Source organism: Larkinella punicea, assembly GCF_003334855.1.
In the GTDB taxonomy this organism is placed as follows: Bacteria; Bacteroidota; Bacteroidia; order Cytophagales; family Spirosomataceae; genus Larkinella; species Larkinella punicea.
Window position 1 is genome coordinate 27,352 of record NZ_QOWE01000029.1, and the last position, 22,232, is coordinate 49,583.

A 22,232-nucleotide genomic window follows, 5' to 3' on the forward strand; every position below is an offset into this window, starting at 1 on the left:
GCCCCCACTGAACCGACTCTCCTAGGGGATTAAAGGCAGGGTGACAATAAATTCGCGATCGGTTTCTTCCACCACAGGCGCCGAGTGGCCCAGCATTTTGTATTTTGTCAGGATGTTGAGCAAACCCTTCTGGGTCGATTTGACCCGGTCGACTGATTTTTTTTGCAGATTATTCCGAACCGTCAGCAAAGCGGAGTCGGTCGTAAAAATATGGATTTTCAACGGAAGCTCGCTGGAGACAATGTTGTGTTTGACGGCATTTTCCACCAGCAATTGCAACGTCAGCGGGGGAAGCCGTGAAGTCAAAAAGGCGTCATCCACCTCGATTTTGAGGGAAATGCCCCGCGCATACCGGGTTTGCAACAGATGAAAATACGAATGAATAAATTGCAGTTCGCGTTTCAGTGTTGTCAATTCAACGTCGTTGGTTTGCAGAATATAGCGGTAGACACTCGCCATTTCATCCACAAACTGCTCGGCTTTCACGGGTTCATCGGCAATCAGCGACGAGAGCGAGTTGAGAGAATTGAACAAAAAATGCGGATTCAGTTGCGACTGCAACGCCCGCATCTGGACTTCGGACATCTCCTGCCGCAGTTGCTGAACCGATAGTTCGGTTTCGAGTTGTTTCCGCTCGTGTTTTTCCTGCTGCCGTTCTATTTTCTGTTCCAGAACCGCCGTTCGAATGGCGGCTCTTCGCTGGCGATAGCCCAATCCCAGCGAAAAAAAAACCAGTTCGAGGATGATGCCAATCTGGATGGCAGTCAGTGGAGCCGTCCAGAATGGCGAATGGGGTCCGGCATAGGTGTCCAGATAGGTTAATATCATTGAGGTCACCGCTCCCACCATCAGACAGGCCGAGCCGATGATGAAATACCGCGCGACGGTATCCTTCAACTGCAAAATTCTGTAGATCCCGTACACGGCTAAACCGATCATTCCCAAGCGAATGGCCGTGTGGGCTGTGTCATAAACCATGGGGTACCAGTCTTCCCGCAGGTAGCAGACGGTAAACTGGAGAATCACGTAAAGGGCAATACAAAGCTGGGTGTACTGGAAGATCCGGAACAAATCCGGCAGTCGTTTCCGCAGTCCGATAAACGCGTCGGTGAAGCCAAAATAAATGAAATACGCGATCATGGGCGCACAGCCCCGGATGAAATACCAATCGTTGTTGGAAAGAGAAACCGCTTCCTGGAAGCCATCGAACCGGATGGCGAAATACGTCAGCCAGGTCAGCATGTAAAGCGTATATAACCCGTAAATGCGCTCCCGGTAAGTAACCCACTGGACGACATTGATCAGCAGGATCGAAATTACCATGCCGACAAACATGGGTTGCCAGAATTCATAGGTCATAGGGTACGCTGGGCTTGTGCGTTAAGGTACCGGCAAACTTACCAACGAATCAACTCTTTTTTCGATGAAACGGTATAAATGGTGGGTGAAGTGTATATAAAAAAGAGTTGTTTCGCGGAGTTGAGCGGAGTAAAAAACAGCTTAGCAGAGTTTTCTTTTAGAATTTCTCTGTTTAACTCCTTTTTACTCCGCTCAACTCCGCGAAACAACTCTTTCAAACACGTTATCGCAACAATTTATGCGTTTTGCTTTTGCTTGATCAGGTTCAGGGCCGAACCGGCTTTAAACCACTCGATCTGCGTTTCGTTGTAGGTATGATTGACCTGGAATTCTTCGCTCGTTCCGTCGGTATGGTTCAACCGGATCGTCAACTGACCGTTCGGGCTGAACTCCGTCAGACCCAGAATGTCGATCGTGTCGTCTTCGCGGATGTCTTCGTAGTCGTCAGGATTGGCAAACGTCAAGGCTAACATGCCCTGCTTTTTCAGGTTCGTTTCGTGAATCCGGGCGAATGACTTCACCAGAATGGCCCGAACACCCAAAAACCGGGGTTCCATAGCCGCGTGCTCACGTGAGGAGCCTTCGCCGTAGTTTTCGTCACCCACCACAATCGAACCAATGCCGGCGGCTTTGTAAGCGCGCTGCACGGCTGGCACTTCGCCAAATTCGCCTGACAACTGGTTTTTGACGGTATTGGTCTTTTCGTTGTAGAAATTGACCGCACCAATCAGCATGTTGTTCGAAATATTGTCGAGGTGACCCCGGTATTTCAACCACGGACCTGCCATCGAAATGTGGTCGGTCGTACACTTGCCTTTCGCCTTGATCAACAGTTTCAGACCCGTCAGGTCGGTTCCTTCCCAGGCTTTGAACGATTCGAGCAATTGCAGACGATCCGAAGTCGGGCTAACGGCAATCTGAATGCCGCTGCCATCTTCGGCCGGAGCCTGATAACCCGCGTCATCCACGGCAAAACCGTTGACAGGCAATTCGATTCCTTCCGGTTCATCCAGCATTACCGATTCGCCGGTTTCGCTAACCAGGCTGTCCGTCATCGGATTGAACGTCAGGCTACCGGCAATGGCCATCGCCGTCACCAATTCGGGTGACGCCACAAACGCGTGGGTGGTGGCCAGACCGTCGTTCCGCTTGGCGAAGTTCCGGTTGAACGAGGTAATGATGGAGTTTTGACGTTTCGGATCGTCGATGTGACGCGCCCACTGACCGATACAGGGTCCGCAGGCATTGGCCAGAACAACACCGCCGATTTGCTCGAAGGTCGTCAGTAAACCGTCGCGCTGGGTCGTAAACCGAACCAGTTCCGAGCCCGGCGTTACGGTATATTCGGAATGGGTTTTCAGATTTTTGGAAATGGCCTGGCGGGCAATTGAAGCCGCGCGGGTCAAATCTTCGTACGACGAGTTGGTGCAGGAACCGATCAGACCGACATCCAGTTTTTCGGGCCAGCCGTTTTCTTTCACGGCCTGCGCAAATTTCGACAGCGGCCACGCCAGATCCGGCGTGTAGGGACCGTTGACGTGGGGTTCGAGTTCCGACAGGTTGATCTCGATCACCTGGTCGTAGTAAGAAGCCGGATCGGCGTATACTTCGTCGTCCGAACGCAGGTGCTGACGAACGGCATGAGCCGCATCGGCCACATCGGCGCGGTCGGTTGCCCGGAGGTAATCGCCCATTTTTTCGTCATAGGCAAAGATCGACGTCGTTGCTCCGATTTCGGCACCCATGTTGCAAATGGTGCCTTTTCCGGTGGCCGACAGACTATCTGCGCCTTCACCAAAATATTCCACGATGCAGCCCGTTCCACCTTTTACGGTCAAAATACCGGCCACGCGCAGGATAATGTCTTTCGCGGAAGCCCAGCCCGACAATTTTCCGACCAGTTTGATACCGATCAGCTTTGGCATTTTCAGCTCCCAGGGCAAACCGGCCATCACGTCACAGGCATCGGCACCACCGACCCCAATGGCAATCATGCCCAACCCACCGGCGTTCGGCGTGTGCGAATCCGTCCCGATCATCAGACCGCCCGGAAACGCGTAGTTTTCGATTACGACCTGGTGAATAATCCCGGCACCCGGTTTCCAGAAACCGATTCCGTATTTGTCGGACACCGAAGCCAGGAAGGCATATACCTCCCGGTTTTTATTGTTGGCATTTTCCAGATCCTGCACAGCCCCCACTTCAGCCTGGATCAGGTGATCGCAGTGAACGGTTGACGGTACAGCCACTTTGGAACGGCCGGCCTGCATAAACTGCAACAATGCCATCTGGGCCGTTGCATCCTGCATTGCCACGCGATCGGGGGCAAAATCAACGTAATCTTTGCCCCGATTGAACGCCTTTTGGGCGATTCCGTTGCTAAGGTGGGCGTACAATATTTTTTCCGACAGCGTGAGCGGATGGCCCACCACTTGCCGGGCTGCTTCGACACGTTCGCCGAAACCGTCGTATACGCGCTGAATCATGTCAAAATCAAAAGCCATAGACAGGAGGAATTAGCAGTGAATAGTAAAATGTATCTAAATAAACAACACCGGCTACCGGAAAATGAGTTTCCCGATGAGCGTGTCAAAATTAGGTGATTTTCATTCTAAAATAAAACAGGATGGAATTTTCCCGATAATTTGTAAACGTTATCGCTATTCTGTTCCCTTTTACAAGCCTATTTGTAGAAACAAGGCCGGTGGCGTCAATTACTACTCGACATGGCATTCGGGGTGTCCATCGTGAGGTCGGTTTGCGAGCGGGGTTTCCAGTCCAGCAAATTGTATTTCAAAATGCAGAAAATGGCCCGAAACCCATCACGCCAGCCGATTTTTTTGCCCTCCTGATACGTTCGGCCGTAGTAGGATATGCCGACTTCGTAGATCCGGATGCCCGGAATGCGGGCAATTTTAGCGGTCACTTCCGGTTCGAAGCCAAACCGCTTTTCGTTCAGGTCGATCGATTTGATGATTTCGCTGCGAAACACCTTGAAACAGGTTTCCATGTCGGTCAGGTTCAAATCGGTGAGCATGTTCGAGAGCAGCGTCAGAAACCGGTTGCCGACGGTATGCCAGAAATACAACACCCGGTGGGGTCGCCCGCCCATGAAACGGGATCCGTATACCACATCCGCCCGACCCGCCAGCAACGGCTGCAGCAAATGGCCGTATTCTTCGGGATCATATTCCAGATCGGCGTCCTGAATGATGATAAAATTCCCGTGAGCGCATTGAATTCCTACCCGCAGAGCCTCTCCTTTTCCCTGATTGACAGCCTGTTTGATGTATCGAACGGTTATGTCGGTATGATCTTCATTGAATCGCCGGACAATCGGTTCGGTTTGATCCGTAGAACCGTCGTCAACGACGATAATTTCCCGACTCAACTGACCAGGAAGGCCCACTTCGGCCACTCGTTTCAAAACGAAGCCGATGGTTTTTTCCTCGTTGTAAGCGGGAATGATAATCGATAAAAGCATAGAGAAAAGTGAGTTTATCCCCTATTTTAACAGCTTTTATTTACTTTATTGACAAAACGGTTACAAATTTTTATTTCGTCTGACGAGTGTACTCCGAAAACCGTCCGCGACGGTTTGGCCCCGCAATTCCAGATCCGGATAAAAATAGGGAGAGCAGGGTGCTTCCAGTTCGTAACAACTCTGGACGATGGGCGTGTTGTTCGGAATCAGCACCACCAAACCGCTTTGGCTGCGATGGCGGGTGAACATTTCGGTCGCCGTGCCGTGGCTGCGATACGTCAGCGGTTTGGGCAACAATGCGTAGGTTTGCAGTGGAAATCCTTCTTTCCAGAGAACAACATATCCATAATACCCCATCAAAATGCCGATCAGCCCCACCACCAGGGCGTTGGTCCAGGGCATGATGTTCCAGAAGTTGGTTTTGGCCGGAAAGAACGGTAAGAGGGGCAAAAAAGCGGTCATCCAGACGAAGGCATACCCGAACCGGAATTCCGGCGCCGACAGAAACCAGAACAGAAAACCGGCCAGGGCGGCTCCATACGGAACTACCAGCGGTTGAAACCGGGTTTGGCGCGCCGGATTGAAAAAATGGCTTAGAGCCAGAAAAGGCGACACGACGGCCAGCAGCCAGATTGGTTTGTTCAGAAAATAATAGTCCTTGTATTGCCACCAGGCCGGAATCCATTCCGACGCCGGGGTTTTCAGGCGTGAAGCATCAAAATACGGTTCGATAATCCGGAATTTGGCCCAGAACTCGACAAAATCCTTTTCGAAACGCACCCGCTCAACCGGAATTTCCCAGTCGAATGAAAACAGATCCAGTGCCGGAAAAGGATATAGCAGATAGCCCGACAGAATTGTTGTCCGAACCATCCAGGGCAAAACCGTCAGCAGGCCCAATCCGCCCAGCCACACGAAATGACGGACGGTAAGCTGTTTTCTGACCGCCCAGGCCAGCGGCATCAGACCCAGCGCAATGGGAATCGTCGCTAATTTGACGGTGATGCAAACCCAAACCAGCATAAAGAGCAGGACGTGCCGAATGGAAAAAACCGGTCGAAGTTCCAGCCAGATCATGAAAATGGTGATGGGGAGCAGCGCCCCCCAGACATCGGGCGTCGGCGAAAAAACCTGCCGGATCTGGTAAAAAAGAAGCAGGCTCAGAATGACGACAGCCAGAAACCGGACGGGCGTGGCCGAGCGAATCTGACTCAAGAGTCGCCAGCAGACGACGAGATACAGAAATCCGTTGAGCGGAAACAGCGTCTGACCCGCCCAGTCCGTAAATCCAAAGGCCGCAGACGTAACCAGAAAACTGGAGTTAAACGCCAGCCGTCCGTGTAGATTGCCCAGACCGGGAATGACCCGAAACCGTTCGTACCAGCGCATGGAAGGCAAATGATACATACCACTGTCGATGTTAGCCGGTTCGAGAGCCGAATAAAGCAGTACGACAACGACAAATAGCCAGAATAAAGGAATCTGCTTCTGCTGCCGGGTAAACCGCCGGAGGTAGGCCGAAACCGCTGACGGAGACCCGACGGCCATCAAAACCGCCCCGGCCAGCCAGCCCAGCGCCAGGTAATGATTGGCCGGTAAAAAAATGGAGGCTAATTGCACGAATAGAACCAGCAGACACAAACCGACTAAAATCAGATCACTTCCTTTGACCGGTTCCGAACCATCGATCAACCGCCATCGAATCAATACGCTGTAGAAAAATAAACCATATGCAAAACAACCGGACGCCAGAAACGCCCACAGAATCAGAAGTATCATTTTAAGATATTGAAGCGATTAAAATCGTAAGATCGTCCGCCGAAGTGGCCATGGCGGATCGTTTCATCTTTCAACATTAGGCATTTTAAGGGTTCCTTTCACAAATAAATTTATTTCTTTTCAAATCCGGGTTTGTGGCCGAGGGAACGAATCGTTTCAACATTATAAAAAATAGCGGGTTAAAATGGCAAAGCGGTTGTCTGAAAGGGGTTTTTAGCCCCGATCATGCGGTCAGAGAGGATCATTTTTACCTGGTTTTCCGGAACGAATAACCCCCTAAAATCGTTATCAAGCCGCAACTATCACCCGCCCGGCCACCTTTCCCGGCCTAAGATTTGTAAGTATTACGGCTTTTGCTTCTATATTTGGCACGAGACGTGGGGACCGATTGTCGGTGCAGTTTTAACATTCAACCTGAATTTATATGTCAAAAAACCTGGTTATCGTGGAATCACCCGCGAAGGCGAGGACCATTGAAGGGTATCTGGGTAAAGATTTCGTGGTGAAATCGAGCTATGGTCACGTTCGGGATTTACCTAAAGATGATATGGCGATTGACATCCAGAATGGTTTTCGTCCGATCTATGAAGTCTCCCCTGATAAACGTCAGGTTATCAGTGAATTGAAAAAACTGGTAAAGGAATCTGAAGTAATCTGGCTCGCAACGGACGACGACCGCGAAGGAGAAGCCATTTCCTGGCATTTAAAAGAGGCTTTGGGTCTGAAAGATGATACCAAACGGATTGTTTTTCATGAGATTACCAAAAAAGCAATTCAGAATGCCATCGATTCACCCCGTCTGATCGATATTGATTTAGTCAATGCCCAGCAGGCCCGGCGCATTCTCGACCGGCTGGTGGGGTTTGAATTGTCACCGGTTTTGTGGAAAAAGATCAAATCAGGCAGTTCAATGGCCTTGTCGGCGGGTCGGGTGCAATCGGTCGCGGTTCGGCTCATTGTGGAGCGTGAACGCGAAATCGACGGTCACAGCACCAAATCCAGCTACAAGGTAACGGCCCAGTTTATTGTCGACAACGGCAAGATTCTGAACGCCGAACTGCCCAAAAACTTTGCCACGCTCGACGAAGCGCGCGCTTTTCTGGACAAATGCCGGGAAGCCATTTTCACGATCAAGAATCTGGAAACCAAACCCGCCAAAAAATCGCCCGCACCGCCCTTTACCACCTCCACGCTGCAACAGGAAGCCTCCCGCAAATTGTCGTTTTCGGTTTTGCAAACCATGACGCTGGCGCAGAAACTGTATGAAAGCGGGAAGATTTCGTACATGCGGACCGACTCGATCAGTCTGTCGCAGGAAGCCATCGACAAGGCGAAACAGGCGATTACGACCGATTTTGGGGAGAAATACGTTCATACCCGCCAATATAAAACCAAATCCGAATCGGCGCAGGAAGCCCACGAAGCCATCCGACCGACCGATTTTTCGGTCAAAACCGCCGGTGGTGACCGCAACGAGCAACGGTTGTATGACCTAATCTGGAAACGCTCCATTGCCTCCCAGATGGCCGATGCACAACTGGAACGGACAACTGCGACCATCGGTATTTCGACCACCCCGGAAGAATTGATTGCACAAGGTGAGGTGATCAAGTTCGACGGTTTTCTGAAAGTGTATCTGGAATCGACCGACGACGAAGACGAAGAAAGCAAGGGAATGCTGCCTCCGCTTTCCATTGGTCAGGTGTTGAATCTGGATCAGATGAAAGCCACCCAGCGATTCAGCCGCCCCGCGCCCCGGTATACGGAAGCGAGTCTGGTGAAAAAACTGGAAGAAATGGGCATTGGACGGCCGTCGACCTACGCGCCGACGATTTCGACCATTGTCAAACGGCAGTACGTCATCAAGGAAGACCGGCCCGGCAAAGAGCGCGATTTCAAGGAATTGATTCTGAAAAAGGGCGAAATTGAGGAAAAAACCGGCAAGGAAAATTACGGTTCCGAAAAAGCCAAGCTCTTCCCAACCAACATGGGGCTGGTGGTGAACGATTTTCTGGTCGAATATTTCGAAGGCATTGTCGACTACAAGTTTACGGCCAACGTCGAGAAGGAATTTGATGAGATCGCCAACGGCAAAATGGGTTGGCAGGACATGATTCAGAATTTCTACGGCGACTTCCACCGGAACGTTGAAACCGTGCAGGGTGCCGCCCTGACGGGTTCGAAACCGGGTAGCCGTGATTTGGGAATTCACCCGGAATCGGGCAAAAAGGTGTCGGCCCGGTTGGGCAAATACGGTGCGTACGTCCAGATTGGCGAAGCCACCGACGAGGACAAACCGCAGTTTGCCAACCTCAAAAAAGACCAGTTGATCGAAACCATCTCGCTCGAAGATGCCCTCGATCTGTTCTCGCTGCCCCGCGAAGTCGGCTTTTTTGAAGACAAACCAATGGTGATTGGCATTGGCAAATTTGGTCCGTATGTCCGGCACGACGACAAGTACGTCTCGCTTTCGAAAGATGACGACCCCTACACGATTACGGCCGAACGCACCGTCGAACTGATTCAGCAAAAGCGGTTGGAAAACATCAGCGAATCCATCGGGGAGTTTGAAGGCAAGCTGATTTCCACCGGGAAAGGCCGTTTTGGCCCGTATGTCAAACACGACGACAAATACATTTCGCTCCCGAAAGGTGAATCGCCTGCCGGTTTGACGCTGGAGCGCGCCATCGAACTGATTCAGGCCAAACGCTTGACGGAGAGCAATAAATATATCAAGGAGTTTCCGGAAAATCCGGCGGTGAAAGTCGTCAACGGCATGTATGGCCCCTACATTTCCATCGGAAAACGGAATGTCAAAATACCCAAGGACGTAGAACCGGCCACCCTCACTCTGGAAGACTGTCTGAAACTGGCGGGTGACACCGGTGTTGAGGAAAAACCCAAAGCGAAGAAGGTTACGAAAGCACCGGCAACGCGTCCCGCTGCGGCCAAGAAAACCGCTGTGAAAAAGAAATAAATACGGCCCGTTGTAGATACGAAGCCACTCAATCAAGATTGAGTGGCTTTTTTTGTCATTACCTCTCAATTGGTTTCCTTCCAGAGCGGTTATTCCAAAAAGTTACCGCTTTTTTGTTTCCGAAAGATGCACTATTTTGAAGGCCTATTCAATTGGTGTACCCCATGCCCAAACGTCTTAAACTGGTTGTATTGTCCGGAGCCGGGATCAGTGCCGAGAGCGGTTTGAAAACCTTCCGCGACTCCAACGGTTTGTGGGAAAACCACCGCATCGAGGATGTTGCCACGCCCGAAGGCTGGGCGAAAGATCCGGATCTGGTGCTTGATTTTTACAACCAACGCCGGAAACAGGCCCTTGATGCGAAACCCAATGCCGGCCATCTGGCGTTGAAATCCCTGGAGAAGTTCTATGAGGTAACCATCATCACCCAAAATGTTGATAATCTGCATGAAAAAGCCGGTTCATCGAACGTAATTCACCTGCACGGCGAACTGTTCAAGTCGCGCAGTACGCGGGATGAAAACCTAATTTACGACATCGATGGCTGGGAATTGAAACGAACCGACCGCTGTGAAAAAGGGGCGCCGTTGCGCCCCCACATTGTCTGGTTTGGCGAAGCCGTGCCGATGATGGAAACCGCCGTTGAACTGACCCATGCCGCCGACATTCTGATCATCGTCGGCACCTCGATGGTGGTTTATCCGGCAGCCGGTTTGATCGACTACGTCCGGCCGGGCGTCCCGATTTATGTGGTCGATCCGAACGTGCCGGATATACGTCCCCGCAAAAACCTGACGTTTATTCCCGAACCAGCCACGACGGGTTTGTCGCGGCTGGCCGAGCAGTTGATCGTCAATGCAGCGGACGGGGCTTGATCATCCCGCCTTTTACGTCGGCGATGCTGTGTTCAATCAGAAAGGCTTTTTCATCGACTTCGCTGATTTTATCTTTTAAGCGGGTGATTTCCAGCCGGGTAACAACGGCATACAGAATATTGATGTCGTTTTCCCGCATGCCGCGTTTGCCAAATCCTTTTTCACCTTTCAAAACGGTAACCCCGCGTTCGAGTTCTTCCGTAATCAGTTGGCGCACTTCTTCGTGCCGATCCGAAACGATCATGACGGCGATGTATTCTTCAATGCCGTGAATAATGAAATCGACGGTTTTTGAGGCCGAGAGATACGTCAACATGGCGTAAAGGGCGGTTTCGACGTTGATGAACACGGCGGCAGACCCAAAAATCAGGACGTTGATGATCATGATGACATCCCCTACCGACAGGGGCGAACGGCGGCTCACATAAATCGCCAGCACCTCCGTCCCATCCAGCACTCCGCCCCCCCGAATGGCCAGTCCAATGCCGGCACCGAGGAAAAAACCGCCAAAGACGGCAATCAGCAGTTTATCCGTTGTCACGACGGGATACGGGATAAAAGCCAGACACAAAGCCAGCAATCCAATGGCGACGGCGGTTTTGAGGGCAAAGGTCCAGGATACCTGACGGAATCCCATCCAGATAAACGGGATGTTGACCACCACGACCAGAATGGCCAGGTCGATGCCGGTTTTAATTTGAAGCAGCAGCGAAATACCGATTACGCCCCCGTCCAGAAAATCATTGGGTAACAAGAATCCTTTCAGTCCCATTCCGGCGCTGAGTACGCCCAGAACAATCAATATAACCTCTTTTATTTCCCGAAAAACGGCCGAATTACGAGCCCGTTGTATGCGTTTCTTTACCATAATTCCTGAGTTGATGGTGGATAATTAATTAATTAATTGATTATCAATCTCAGGAAGGTCAGGGGGCGTTAATGGCGATCTGGTGGCCAAAGAGACGCCGAAACCAGGAGAAGAAATAATAGAAAACGTCGCGCCGGAGGAAAAGGGCTACGGGCTTGATCAACACCCAAATCGCAGCAATAATTGCAAAAAAGGGCAGCGGTACCTGGTGAGAAACCGTGGGAGTGACCAGGGCTTCGTGAACAATCAAGTGCGCAAATCCGTCTGTCAGATGATCCGTCAGTTCATACCCGGATGACACATCGATCGTCGCCACTTTCACGGACAACTCCTCCTTCACACGCCCGTCGGACATTTTGGCCCATGAAGCCAATGTCCACCCGATCAGGAGGAAAGAAATCACATGAAAAAGGGGGCGATAAAACTTCATCAACGAACCATTTTTAGTAAAACGATAGGTAAAGCCACAATGCGGTTTTTACAAGTATACTAAATTTTTCGCTTAAAAACCAGCCTGCTTTCAAACAATGTGGAAGAAATCCGGTCAATCGTCTGTGTAAAACCGCTACCTTTGCGTTTTATCGAATTAGCGCATGCAACTCCTCGACGGAAAAGTTCTCTCCCAACAAATCAAACAGGAACTCGCGGCAGAAGTCGCCGAAATCAAATCCCAGGGCGGCAAAACTCCGCACCTGGTCGCCATTCTGGTCGGCACGGCGGGGCGTAGTGAAACCTACGTTGCCAGCAAAATGAAAAGCTGCGAAGAAATCGGCATGGCATCCACGCTCATCCGGTTCGATGATACGGTTTCCGAAGCGGAGCTGATCGATGCTGTTCAGGCCGTAAACGCCAATCCGGACATGGATGGTCTGATTGTTCAGTTGCCCCTGCCCGCCCACATTTCGGCCGACAAAGTCATGGAAACCATTGATCCCGCCAAGGACGTGGACGGTTTTCATCCGATCAACATTGGCCGCATGGCCAAGGGCTTACCGGCTTATATTTCGGCCACTCCGCAGGGCATTCTGGAAATGCTGCAACGGTATCAGATCGAAACCGCCGGCAAACATTGCGTGGTGGTGGGTCGCAGCCAGATTGTGGGTTTGCCGATGAGCATTCTGATGCAGCGCAACACCTATCCCGGCAATTGCACCGTGACCATGACCCACAGCCGGACGCAGAATCTGCCCGAAATCTGCCGTTCAGCCGATATTCTGATAGCGGCCCTGGGCCGACCGGAATTTATCACCGCCGACATGGTGAAGGAAGGGGCCGTGGTAATCGACGTGGGGCTGGAACGCGTTCCGGATCCTTCCAAAAAAAGCGGTTTTGCGCTGAAAGGTGATGTGAAATTTGACGAGGTAGCTCCCAAAACGAGCTTCATCACGCCGGTTCCCGGTGGCGTCGGCCTGATGACGATCTGCTCCCTAATGCAAAATACGCTGAAATCGGCCCGCAAGGAAGTTTATCATTGAGTGATTTGTGATTGAGTGACAGTACTGTACGAAGGATTTAAAATGATTGGTAAACCGTTTTTTCTTCCCTTTTTTGGTCACGATTTTGCAAACGCTTGTCGATGCTAACGCAAATGAGGGGTGGTTGGCCGCGTAGCGGACGGATGTTTGTAGCCACAGTGTGCCATCAAGAAAGCCCGCGTGCCTTTGGGTACGCAATCACCTGCACCTGCCTGTTGCGTACCCAAAGGCACGCGGGAGGAACCGGGTAGTCTTTTCGTTACAAACATCCGTCCGCTACGCGGCCAGCAACCCCTCATTCGCGTTACAGCATCAGAAAAAACCATTCTAAAGATCGTTCTACGCCAACAGCCAAAGAGGGTGGAAAAAAATGCATCCTTCGTACACTACTGATTGAGCGATGAGAAGGATGTATTGTCACTCAATCGCTCAATCACAAATCACTCAATGCTAAAAGCCAATTCCGATCACCAGCGGTTGCAGCAGTAGTTCACCGGTTTTGAGGTTGTAGATGGTTCGCATCCCCGCTTCGAACGGCGTGCGTAACCGCATGACGTTGAAGACAAACGAAAGATCCAGCCCCGTTGTATAAAACTGATCGGTAACGACCCGGTTTTGCCCCTGCACAAGCACCTGACTCTCCCCCTGCGCGGTATCGTAAAAACCGGTGGCTTTGACGCGTTGGATGTAAAGCCAGCGCCCAATCGACCAGTGGGGATTGAGCAGCGGCAGGCGGTATTCCACACTGCCTGCCATCAACTGGTCATAGCTCACATAGGACTGACCGCGCGGATAGAAAACCGCCGGTGCAAACCGGTACGTTCCCTGCATTTGCTGTTGATAGCCCGCCCGCAGCCGCAATGAATGGTGTTTTCCGACCCCCGGAAAATACAGACTGCCCTGCACCGCCCACACCTCGCCGGTCAGTTTTCCGCCAAACGGCGTGTTTCGCCAGACGGCCGAAACCGCCTGTCCCCAGCGGGGGCCAACGTCGCGTTTGCTCTGTTTCAGCGTACGCGAATAGGATGCCGCGTAGGACATGCCATGCAGCACGCGGTCAAAACCCACTTCCGTGATGGGACGCACCGGCAGGTCATACCCGCTGACCTGCTGCAAGTTATAATACGCTGACAAAGAAGCGCTTTGAAAATATTTTGAGGTCGTGAGTTGTAGTGGAATCCGGATGCCGGCGTTCAACTGGTTGTAATTCCAGGCGTCGCTCCGCAACGAATCGAGCGGTGCCCGGCGGTCGATGTAGACGGACGTGGACCGGCGGCCCCGCTGAAAACCGAGGTCGATGATCGGAAAAAACCCCTGATAGCTGAGATTTCCGTAGTAATTCACCGTTCGTTCCGACTGGTCATACCCCACGCCCAGGTCGATTTGAGTCGTACTCAAGAGATCCTGCGACCGCAAACCGACCGTTCCGCTTTGGCCGTCAGAACTCACCACCGGCCCCCAGCTATACACATTGACGGCGTTCAACAGGCGGTTAAAGCGTTTTTTGGGAAAATCGGTCGTCGGGGGCAGCGAATCGGCCAGAGCCGACCTCACCTGCGCACCACCCGTTTCCTGGCTGATCAAGGGGCCAAAATACCGGACGGCGCCATCACGAACCTGACCCACGGGAGTCCACCGGGACGGATCGAGCGGCATTTCGGCGATGCGGTAGCCTTCGGCGTGAAAGTCATGGAAGCTCAGTTTCTGCCCGTCGGCAGAGATCGCCGGGTGATAGGCCCCGAGCGGTCGGGAGGTTACCTGGTACGACTGACCGGTTTTGGTGTCGAGCGCATACAGGTTGTCGATGCCGGACTGGGGCGAATTGTAGAAAACATATTGTTTCCAGGGTTGGGGGTGGCTGATGTTCTGACCGGAAACCGGCATCAAATCACGTCGAATATTCGTTTCAGAATCAATGGATTGAATCGTTTTTCCGGATTTGGTGCGGGTCACCACCACCAGCGTTCGGTTGTCGTCCTGCCAGCGGGGCTGACCATAAAAGTCATTCTGTGGATTATCCAGAACCCGCAGTTCCTGACCGGTTTGGGCGTCGAGAATGACCAGCCGGATTTGGTACGATTCGTCGTTGCGGACGGCCACCACCCGGGTTCCGTCGGGCGACAGAGACGCCACCGAATAGCGGCTGTGGCTGGACAATCGTTTGAGCTGGCGGGATTTCAAATCGAAGAGCTTGATCTCGGACTGAATTCGTTGCCCGAAACGGACATCATATCGGAATTCGGTCCAGCAGATTTTTCCGGCCGCCACCGACAACATTTCGGGGTTGTTGTATAAACCGGGTACCATGACTTTGGATTCAATGCCATTCCGATCCAGCCGTACAAACTGCGCAATATCTCCCAACCCGGATTTCAAGGCAATCACCTCGTGGTCTGAGACATACTGCGGATATTGGTAATTGGTAAACACCTTTCCCGATGCGTTTACTGGAAACGTTACCGCATCGGTTAAACGCAGACTTTCCTGTTGTTTCCGCCAGCTTTCTTCGATATCGGCCATCGACCGCCGGTAGAGTTCTTCAATCCGGTAGTTCGTCGTTTTTTTAACGCTGTTGGAAAAAGAAAACGGGTACAACGGAAACCGGTAATACCGATTCAGGGCGCTGCTCCAGGCATCCGCACCGTAGGTCCGTTTTAAATAGGTAGACATAAAGTATCCCAGAACGTAATGATTGGGTACATTGTCGCGGTACGATCCACCGACGGCTTTGGAATAGCTAAACCGCTTTCCGGCCAGCAAATTGGCCCGCATGCCCAGATCGAAGTTCGGAATTCGCCCGCGACCTCCCAGCGTCAGAGCGGTTTCCGTACCCACGGCGTCGCCTTCCCAAAACCAGTCCGGCACGCCCAGCGTCAGGGCCGTGAAGGCGGAATTTCCAAAAACCGTATACGCCAGCCGCGTCAGTCCCTGCAATGCTTTATCGTATTGAACGACGTGCCGGAACTCGTGAACGGCCAGCAGATCGAGCCATTCGAGATTTCCGGCCAGAAAAGGGTCCTGAGACGGAATGGCAAAAAACTCCGAGCGCCGGGGCATCATGGTCACAAAGCCGTTGCTGATCATGGTCTGGTTCTGCAGAACCACCGACAACCTGCGGGGCTTTTTTTGCAGCGTCGCACTGACGGGTTCATACACCTGCTCCAGACGCCGGGCGGTTTGCTGGGCGGTTTGGTCGAAACCGGTTGGATACAGAACCCGAAAGTGGGGTGTTTGCAGTTGATACCAGTGCAGGCGGGGGGGATTTTGATCCAGAACGGGAAGGGTCTGAGCCGCAGCCGACAGGGTTGTAAGCAGAAAAACCGGCAACCAATAGCGCATAATTTTGAAAGGGGCCATCAAAAAAAGTTGGACCGGTAAGGTACACAAAACCGCTAAACAATCGAACCGGGGCGAAATATGATTTACAAGTTGGCAATAAACCGGAAAACTACTACCTTCAATCTCTCATTTAGGGCCATTGTCCGGCACCTGTTTATTTCTTTATGTTGCCCAACCGACCTTTTACCATATTAGTTGCCGAAGACGATGAAGAAGATCGGCTGTTGCTGGATGAAGCGTTTATGCAAAATGGGTTGTTCGACTGCGGACGGTTTGTGGAGGATGGGGATCAGGTCATCGACTATCTGATGAATTGCATTGGCGTGGAGGCCGTCAACCCGCTTCCTTCGCTGGTGATTATGGACATCAATATGCCCCTCCGGAATGGATTGGAGACGCTTCAGGCCATTCGGGCCGACCACCAGTTAAAAAATATTCCGGTGCTGATTCTGACTTCGTCGCGGCAGGAGGTGGAAAAAGCCTACCGGTTGGGGGCCAATTCCTACCTCGTTAAACCCATCCAGTTTACGGAATTGATTCAGATGATCAGCGACGTTACGACGTATTGGCGGGATACCGTCAATCTGCCCTACAATGAATATTGATGCTTTCCGGCCTTATCGCACCATGTGATAGAGTACGGAAGCCCGAAAACGAATCTCCCTTAAGGCTTTGTTTCCCAGCAATCCTCCTCCCGTATAATACCGGTGGATAATGTTTTTGCTATTGCCCTGAAAGTGGAGCGTATGGAGAATGATCTCTTTTTTCAACAACAGGTTGTAGGCAACAGGGTGTCCATTTTTGATCACGATTTTCTTGCGCCCCAGCCCAAATTCGTATTCATCCAGATCGTAATTGGTTGCCATCGAAATGTTGTGATCGAAAGCCGACCCATTCAGACAAGCCGACAGATTACGGATGCGCGAATTTTCTTCCTCGTAAAAAACATACAAAGCCGTCATGTCCGAAATGCCGGCCCGGTCGTTTTTGATGATCTTCTCCGCCCGAATCTGATCCATGAACGTGATAAACCGGGGCAGGGTATACAGGTTACTCATCAGATCACAAAACTGGCTGATTCCCTCCCAGGTCCAGTACGACGAATGGCCCGATGCTGACCGAACCCACTGATAGTCAACGCCGATATTGAAAGCAGCCTGGTATTTTGTCAAACCGGCCTGGTTCACGTAGTGGGTAATATCCGAATAAATCATGACATCCGAATCGGCCACGAAAACCTGTTGATAGCCTTCGCGTCGCATCAGTTCTTTTACCAGATACCAGCGCACAAAACAGAACAGTTCGTAGTCGTAATGATTGGGAGACTGGTGTTGATACACACTTTTAAACCTGTCCGTTTCCGGATTTAACAAATCACTGACCTTGTGGTGAATCAAAAACGGGAACCGGTTATTGTCGTCATCACCCAGGAGGTGAATCGGACTGTCGGGATTGGAATGAGCGGCTTGCCGAAGGGTGTATTCCAGATAAAAACTGTAACGCTGATGAACGAAAATAATCGGAATGCCAGATCGACCTCCTGACTTTTTGTTTTGTTCCTTGGTTGTACCGGGAACCGTTTCTTTCAAGTCGGCAGAGGAAGGAGACGTATTTATCATACAGAGGCTGTTGAGTAAAAACTGATACTAATATAGCAATCTTATCAATTGACCCAATACGGATTCAATTCGTTTAAAAGTATTTTAAAATTATTTTGACCATTCGTTTAACCCTGTCTGAATAAGGAGGATAGAGATACTTCACTGTTCCAAACTGGCGCTTCACAACGCCCCGGGCATTGGAAAATTCCTGAAAACCATAAAACCCGTTCGATTTTCCAATCCCACTTTGGTTGATGCCGCCCACCGGCAATTCAGCATGGGCAAAATGAATGATCGTGTCATTCAGGACCGTATTTCCGGCCGTCGTCCGGTTCAACCAGAACTGGCGGTTCGATTCTTTCCCGCTAAAAATATACAAAGCGAGCGGCTTGGGCCGGCCACCCAGAAAACGAACCACTTCTTCGCGGGTATCGTACGGAATAACCGGCAAAAGAGGGCCGAAAATTTCTTCCTGCATCACGGCCATTTTCACCGTTACATTTTCGAGCAGAGTAGGCTCCATAAACCGCTCACCGGCATCGGTTTGCCCACCGATCGACACGTTTGCTCCTTTCTGTACCGCATCGTCCAACAGGGATTTGAGCCGCTGGAAATGCCGGTCATTGATGATTCGGGCATAACTTTCCGAAGCCTGAATCCCCTTCCCCTCCGCATCGTACATGACCCGAATCGCTTCACGAATCTCCCGGATAAACCGGTCTTTTTCAGATCGCTGAATCAGGATGAAATCCGGAGCCACGCAGGTCTGTCCGTTGTTGATCCATTTTCCCCAGGCAATCTGCCGGGCTGCAGTCCGGATATCGGCGGTTTCGTCGATAATGCCGGGGGATTTACCGCCCAGTTCCAGGGTCACCGACGCCAGGGTTCGGGCCGCTGCCGTCATCACTATTTTCCCCACTTCCGTACTGCCCGTAAAGAAAATATGGTCGAAGGGTAATTCCAATAAGTATTGAGCCAACGTAGCGTCGCCCTCCAAAACCGCCACTTCTTCCGGCGGAAATAGCTCCTCCACCAGCGTTCGAAGGAAGGCAGAAGCACCGGGAGAATGCTCCGACGGTTTGATAACCGCCGTATTTCCGGCGGCAATGGCCGAAATGAGTGGTTTCAGGGTCAGATAAATGGGGTAATTCCAGGGCGAAATGATCAGCGTTACGCCTTTGGGTTCATAGTGTATAAAGCTGGTCGTTCCCAACATACCCGGCGGAGTGGGAACCGGCTGGGGTTTCATCCATCTTTTCAAATGACGAATGGCCACATTCAGTTCGTTGATTGTGCCATACACCTCGGTCAAATCGGTTTCGGTCGCCGGTTTTCGGAAATCGGCATAGAGTGCCTTTGCTAAAACCGCCCGGTTGGCCAGCAGATACGCTTGTATCTTTTTCAATTTAGCCACCCGTTCCCCGGCCGAGGATTCTTTCAGAAAAACCGTCTGTCGGCGTTGGGCATCGAACAAATCCCGGAGCTGTGTCTTATTTTCGCGATTAAATGGCGGCAAAATCATTGGATGATTACGTTTTCATGAAAAAACCGGTAATAATACAGAAATACTAATATTTTTGTCAAAACACTGTCCGATGAGTATTGTCAGCAACAACATTAAATACCTTCGCCGGCTCAATGGGTTGACTCAGGAACAGTTTGCCCGGCGGATTGGCATCAAACGATCGCTGTTGGGGGCTTACGAAGAAGCCCGGGCCAACCCTAATCTGGACAATCTGATGTCGATTGCCCGCGCGTTCAGCACTACAGTCGACAATCTGTTGAAGAGTGACCTGCGGAAAATCCGTGAAACGCCCGATCTGGCGCTGCCGCTCGACCGGTCGCCGTCAGGTGCCCAGCCCTCCACCGGTTTTCCGGCTTCGCCCCTGCCGAAAGAGATTGCCGAAACTGAAAATACCGCGTCTGCTCCCCAGGCTCTCTCTTCCGTTCTTGAAAAATACTACCAGCAACCGGCCTCGAAGCCACCGGTAAACTTTCAGAAACCGGTCGATCATTACCCGCCTGCCCAGCCGCAAATCAAGCTGGTATCGCAACGGATTGTTCCCCGGCCGGTTTCGCGTCGCGAAGGATTCTCGCCTTATTCTTTGTCTGGTAATCCGCCTTCATCACAACCTTTATCTTTCAATAATAGTTACGATACTACGCGAACGGTAACCAGTCCGCCCCCCGAACACCGCAGTTCGGCCGAGACGTATTCAACCAGTACAATTGCTTACGTCCGAAAGCGTCAGTTCAGCGATTATATGCAGCGGTACCAGCAACCTGATTTTTTGAATCGGTTGGCGATTTTACAATTACCTTTGCTCCCGCCCGACACTTACCGGGCTTTTGAAGCGGGGGAAGAGTTTGCTTTTCCGGGCGCGGTGCTGATTGGCAAATACATCCGGAACTGGTATGATATTGCCGACAGCAAGCTGCATGTCCTGCTGATTCAGAACCAGGGCATCCTGTGCCGCCGGGTTTTTAATCAGGTCAAACTGAAAGGGACTTTGCTGTTGTCTTCCGATCAGCCTTCGATCAACAGCCGGGAAGTTTCCATTCGTGAAGTGATCGAAGTGTGGGAGGTTTCTGCTTTTATCAGTCAGCAAATGCCCGAAGCCAGCCCGTCTCTGGATGGCATTCGAACCCTGGTTGAAGACCTGCAGTATGAGCTGGATCGCCTTCAGAAAAAATAGTGTATAGAGTCATCATCCGAATTTACAGTTCGCTTACGAAAGTATATTGACAACGTTACCGACTTACTAGTGTGAACACTTTGTTACTCAACCAGCCAAAGACAAAAAGCCCTGTTTTCATCCATATTTTAAATTGGATATCGGGTTTGGTAAGTGTCGGCGCTGTTGTTTTTTTTGTCTATTACGTCGCCATTTATTCCGTCAACTTCCCCTTCCAGGATGACAACACCTTTCTTCAGTTAATTACTGAAATTAGAAAAGGATTAAGCTGGCCAGAAACGATTTCTACTTTTTTTCGGGCGGATAACGATCACCGTATTTTCGTACCCCGGTTTGTTTCCTACATCGATTATCTGATTAACGGCCATTTGAATTTCCGAAGTTATATTTTTATTGCTGCAATTAATTTAATTTTTGTGGCGGGTTATATCTATGGATTATTTCGGCAGTTAAAACTTCCTCTGGCGTATTTTCTTCCCATTCCGTTATTGATTTTTCAGCCGCAATACCATGAAGTTACGATCTGGGCATTAACCGGACTGCAGCACATCACCCTGCTCCTCCTCCTGTGCGCCTGCCTGATCCTGCTCCAGGAGCCGTCACCAGTTCGGGTCGCGACGGCCGTTTTTCTGGCCCTTTTGGCCACCTACACGCACGGAAATGGCATCCTGGTGTTTGCAACCGGTTTTTTTATTCTGCTGATTAACCGGCATTACGTTGTTTTGTTGCCCTGGATGCTGGCCATGATGATCGCTTTAGCCGGTTATCTGGCGGGCTACACGCCCGGCAGTGGGGTCAAAAGCAGCATCGACTGGCCGCTCATTCCGGCGGCTTTTGTAGCGAAAATTGGCGCAACCCTGTCGACCTGGCCTTCATTATCCATCGGTGCCCCAATCATCTGGGGGACCTTGATCTGCATTGTGGTCATTCCTTCCATGCTAATGGCAGTTTATCAAAGCCTTCGGAAAAATTCAACCCAACCGGCGGTTGCCCACACGATATTTGCGTTTTTTTGTTTTATATTTTTAACGACGGGATTGATTACGATTTATCGGGCTTCCTCCGAAATCGTTCTGGAAAACCGCTTTAAAATTTATGCGGCTTTCAGCTCCGTTTTCTTTTATTTATTTTTACTCATCACCTATCCTAAACTGCGCCGGGGAACTTATGTCTTCTTTGTCGTTTTTGCGACACTTTTTTATTTAAGTTCCTACTCTCTCTACACGCCTGAAGTCGTTAACAAATATACCCGCTACGTTGCCGACACGTATAACTGGCGAAAAAACCAAACGGAGTTATGCAATTTCAGTTCCATCGAAAGCAGCATTGAGTTTCTGGTTCCGGCCTATCAGCAGGGCTACTGGCAGGTGCCTGAACGATTCGCGGATTTTGACGAACGGCTGAAGGCTACCATCCGGCAGAATCGTTTCAAACCGCTGGTTTTCCAGACCAAGCACTATCTCCACGAAGGAAACGGCCCTCCACAATTGCTGATTGAAACCCCCGAATTTCCGCTCCGCCGTAGGCAGTTGCGCGATGAATTGTTTGTGGTGCTGCACGATGAAACCACCCAGCGTACCTATCTGACCGGAACGCTGCCCAAAATGGCAGGCTGGCGTCGGTTGCTCACTGAGGGGGTTTATTTTGGAAACGGTTTTTCAACTACGGTGCCTTTAAAAGCCACCCAACCGGGGCAATACCGCCTGGGGTGTTTGCTGAAAGAAGCCGGCGGAAAATCGGAGCTGATCATGACACAGCAAACCGTGACGCTGTAAACCA

The 22,232-nt window shown here is 51.1% G+C and carries 15 protein-coding genes; 6 read left to right on the forward strand and 9 right to left on the reverse strand.

The features are described from left to right. Positions 1 to 21 precede the first annotated feature (21 nt). The 4 genes from DUE52_RS27445 to DUE52_RS27460 all read right to left on the reverse strand — a co-directional run bounded on the left by DUE52_RS27445 (position 22) and on the right by DUE52_RS27460 (position 6,622). On the reverse strand, positions 22 to 1,359 hold the full coding sequence (locus DUE52_RS27445) for a sensor histidine kinase (RefSeq protein ID WP_114409292.1): 1,338 nt from the start codon (positions 1,357 to 1,359) through the stop codon (positions 22 to 24). Positions 1,360 to 1,595: 236 nt separating this feature from the next. Beyond that, positions 1,596 to 3,863 (reverse strand): aconitate hydratase, encoded by a 2,268-nt coding sequence (locus tag DUE52_RS27450; RefSeq protein ID WP_114409293.1) that lies wholly within the window; start codon positions 3,861 to 3,863, stop codon positions 1,596 to 1,598. Between the two features lie 206 nt (positions 3,864 to 4,069). Beyond that, positions 4,070 to 4,843: a glycosyltransferase family 2 protein gene (locus tag DUE52_RS27455; protein ID WP_114409294.1), complete on the reverse strand. Its 774-nt coding sequence runs from the start codon at positions 4,841 to 4,843 to the stop codon at positions 4,070 to 4,072. A 60-nt stretch (positions 4,844 to 4,903) separates the two neighbouring features. Beyond that, positions 4,904 to 6,622, reverse strand: coding sequence for an LIC_10190 family membrane protein (locus DUE52_RS27460; protein WP_114409295.1), 1,719 nt, complete (start codon positions 6,620 to 6,622; stop codon positions 4,904 to 4,906). Between the two features lie 424 nt (positions 6,623 to 7,046). Between DUE52_RS27460 and topA the strand changes: the two genes are divergently transcribed. After that, positions 7,047 to 9,599: a type I DNA topoisomerase gene (gene topA / locus DUE52_RS27465; protein WP_114409296.1), complete on the forward strand. Its 2,553-nt coding sequence runs from the start codon at positions 7,047 to 7,049 to the stop codon at positions 9,597 to 9,599. A 164-nt stretch (positions 9,600 to 9,763) separates the two neighbouring features. Further along, the gene (locus DUE52_RS27470) at positions 9,764 to 10,474 is read left to right on the forward strand and encodes an SIR2 family NAD-dependent protein deacylase (RefSeq protein WP_114409297.1); all 711 of its coding nucleotides are present in this window, start codon (positions 9,764 to 9,766) and stop codon (positions 10,472 to 10,474) included. Here the strand turns inward: DUE52_RS27470 and DUE52_RS27475 are convergent. Both DUE52_RS27475 and DUE52_RS27480 read right to left on the reverse strand, forming a co-directional pair. Further along, entirely contained in the window at positions 10,452 to 11,342 is an 891-nt protein-coding gene (locus DUE52_RS27475; RefSeq protein WP_114409298.1) for a YitT family protein, read from the reverse strand. The two genes, DUE52_RS27470 and DUE52_RS27475, sit on opposite strands and share 23 nt — an antisense overlap. 58 nt (positions 11,343 to 11,400) lie before the next feature. Continuing rightward, complete coding sequence (locus DUE52_RS27480) at positions 11,401 to 11,745, reverse strand: hypothetical protein (protein WP_133299958.1); 345 nt, start codon at positions 11,743 to 11,745, stop codon at positions 11,401 to 11,403. 190 nt (positions 11,746 to 11,935) lie between these two features. Between DUE52_RS27480 and DUE52_RS27485 the strand changes: the two genes are divergently transcribed. Next, positions 11,936 to 12,817: a bifunctional 5,10-methylenetetrahydrofolate dehydrogenase/5,10-methenyltetrahydrofolate cyclohydrolase gene (locus DUE52_RS27485; protein ID WP_114409300.1), complete on the forward strand. Its 882-nt coding sequence runs from the start codon at positions 11,936 to 11,938 to the stop codon at positions 12,815 to 12,817. Between the two features lie 450 nt (positions 12,818 to 13,267). Here DUE52_RS27485 and DUE52_RS27490 read toward each other — a convergent pair whose 3' ends face one another. Beyond that, positions 13,268 to 16,156, reverse strand: coding sequence for a TolB-like translocation protein (locus tag DUE52_RS27490; protein ID WP_229312335.1), 2,889 nt, complete (start codon positions 16,154 to 16,156; stop codon positions 13,268 to 13,270). 164 nt (positions 16,157 to 16,320) lie between these two features. Here DUE52_RS27490 and DUE52_RS27495 point away from each other — a divergent pair, with 164 nt between their 5' ends. Next, the gene (locus DUE52_RS27495) at positions 16,321 to 16,761 is read left to right on the forward strand and encodes a response regulator (protein ID WP_114409302.1); all 441 of its coding nucleotides are present in this window, start codon (positions 16,321 to 16,323) and stop codon (positions 16,759 to 16,761) included. 12 nt (positions 16,762 to 16,773) lie between these two features. On the opposite strand, the gene DUE52_RS27500 is transcribed toward DUE52_RS27495, so the two are convergent. Together DUE52_RS27500 and DUE52_RS27505 are read right to left on the reverse strand one after the other, a co-directional pair. Beyond that, positions 16,774 to 17,775 carry a hypothetical protein gene (locus DUE52_RS27500; protein ID WP_133299959.1) on the reverse strand — a complete coding sequence of 334 codons (1,002 nt, stop codon included), beginning with the start codon at positions 17,773 to 17,775 and terminating at the stop codon, positions 16,774 to 16,776. 73 nt (positions 17,776 to 17,848) lie between these two features. Beyond that, a complete protein-coding gene (locus tag DUE52_RS27505) occupies positions 17,849 to 19,279 on the reverse strand; it encodes an aldehyde dehydrogenase family protein (protein WP_114409304.1) in 1,431 nt (476 codons plus the stop codon). Between the two features lie 73 nt (positions 19,280 to 19,352). Between DUE52_RS27505 and DUE52_RS27510 the strand changes: the two genes are divergently transcribed. After that, the gene (locus tag DUE52_RS27510; protein ID WP_114409305.1) at positions 19,353 to 20,453 is read left to right on the forward strand and encodes a helix-turn-helix transcriptional regulator; all 1,101 of its coding nucleotides are present in this window, start codon (positions 19,353 to 19,355) and stop codon (positions 20,451 to 20,453) included. A 416-nt stretch (positions 20,454 to 20,869) separates the two neighbouring features. Then, positions 20,870 to 22,228 (forward strand): hypothetical protein, encoded by a 1,359-nt coding sequence (locus DUE52_RS27515; RefSeq protein ID WP_133299960.1) that lies wholly within the window; start codon positions 20,870 to 20,872, stop codon positions 22,226 to 22,228. Positions 22,229 to 22,232 lie beyond the last annotated feature (4 nt).

Excerpts from the sequence above, each read along its gene's own strand:
- DUE52_RS27445 (WP_114409292.1), bottom strand. The coding sequence starts at position 1,359 with ATGACCTATGAATTCTGGCAACCCATGTTTGTCGGCATGGTAATTTCG.
- DUE52_RS27450 (WP_114409293.1), bottom strand. The coding sequence starts at position 3,863 with ATGGCTTTTGATTTTGACATGATTCAGCGCGTATACGACGGTTTCGGC.
- DUE52_RS27455 (WP_114409294.1), bottom strand. The coding sequence starts at position 4,843 with ATGCTTTTATCGATTATCATTCCCGCTTACAACGAGGAAAAAACCATC.
- DUE52_RS27460 (WP_114409295.1), bottom strand. The coding sequence starts at position 6,622 with ATGATACTTCTGATTCTGTGGGCGTTTCTGGCGTCCGGTTGTTTTGCA.
- topA (WP_114409296.1), top strand. The coding sequence starts at position 7,047 with ATGTCAAAAAACCTGGTTATCGTGGAATCACCCGCGAAGGCGAGGACC.
- DUE52_RS27470 (WP_114409297.1), top strand. The coding sequence starts at position 9,764 with ATGCCCAAACGTCTTAAACTGGTTGTATTGTCCGGAGCCGGGATCAGT.
- DUE52_RS27475 (WP_114409298.1), bottom strand. The coding sequence starts at position 11,342 with ATGGTAAAGAAACGCATACAACGGGCTCGTAATTCGGCCGTTTTTCGG.
- DUE52_RS27485 (WP_114409300.1), top strand. The coding sequence starts at position 11,936 with ATGCAACTCCTCGACGGAAAAGTTCTCTCCCAACAAATCAAACAGGAA.
- DUE52_RS27490 (WP_229312335.1), bottom strand. The coding sequence starts at position 16,156 with ATGCGCTATTGGTTGCCGGTTTTTCTGCTTACAACCCTGTCGGCTGCG.
- DUE52_RS27495 (WP_114409302.1), top strand. The coding sequence starts at position 16,321 with ATGTTGCCCAACCGACCTTTTACCATATTAGTTGCCGAAGACGATGAA.
- DUE52_RS27500 (WP_133299959.1), bottom strand. The coding sequence starts at position 17,775 with ATGATAAATACGTCTCCTTCCTCTGCCGACTTGAAAGAAACGGTTCCC.
- DUE52_RS27505 (WP_114409304.1), bottom strand. The coding sequence starts at position 19,279 with ATGATTTTGCCGCCATTTAATCGCGAAAATAAGACACAGCTCCGGGAT.
- DUE52_RS27510 (WP_114409305.1), top strand. The coding sequence starts at position 19,353 with ATGAGTATTGTCAGCAACAACATTAAATACCTTCGCCGGCTCAATGGG.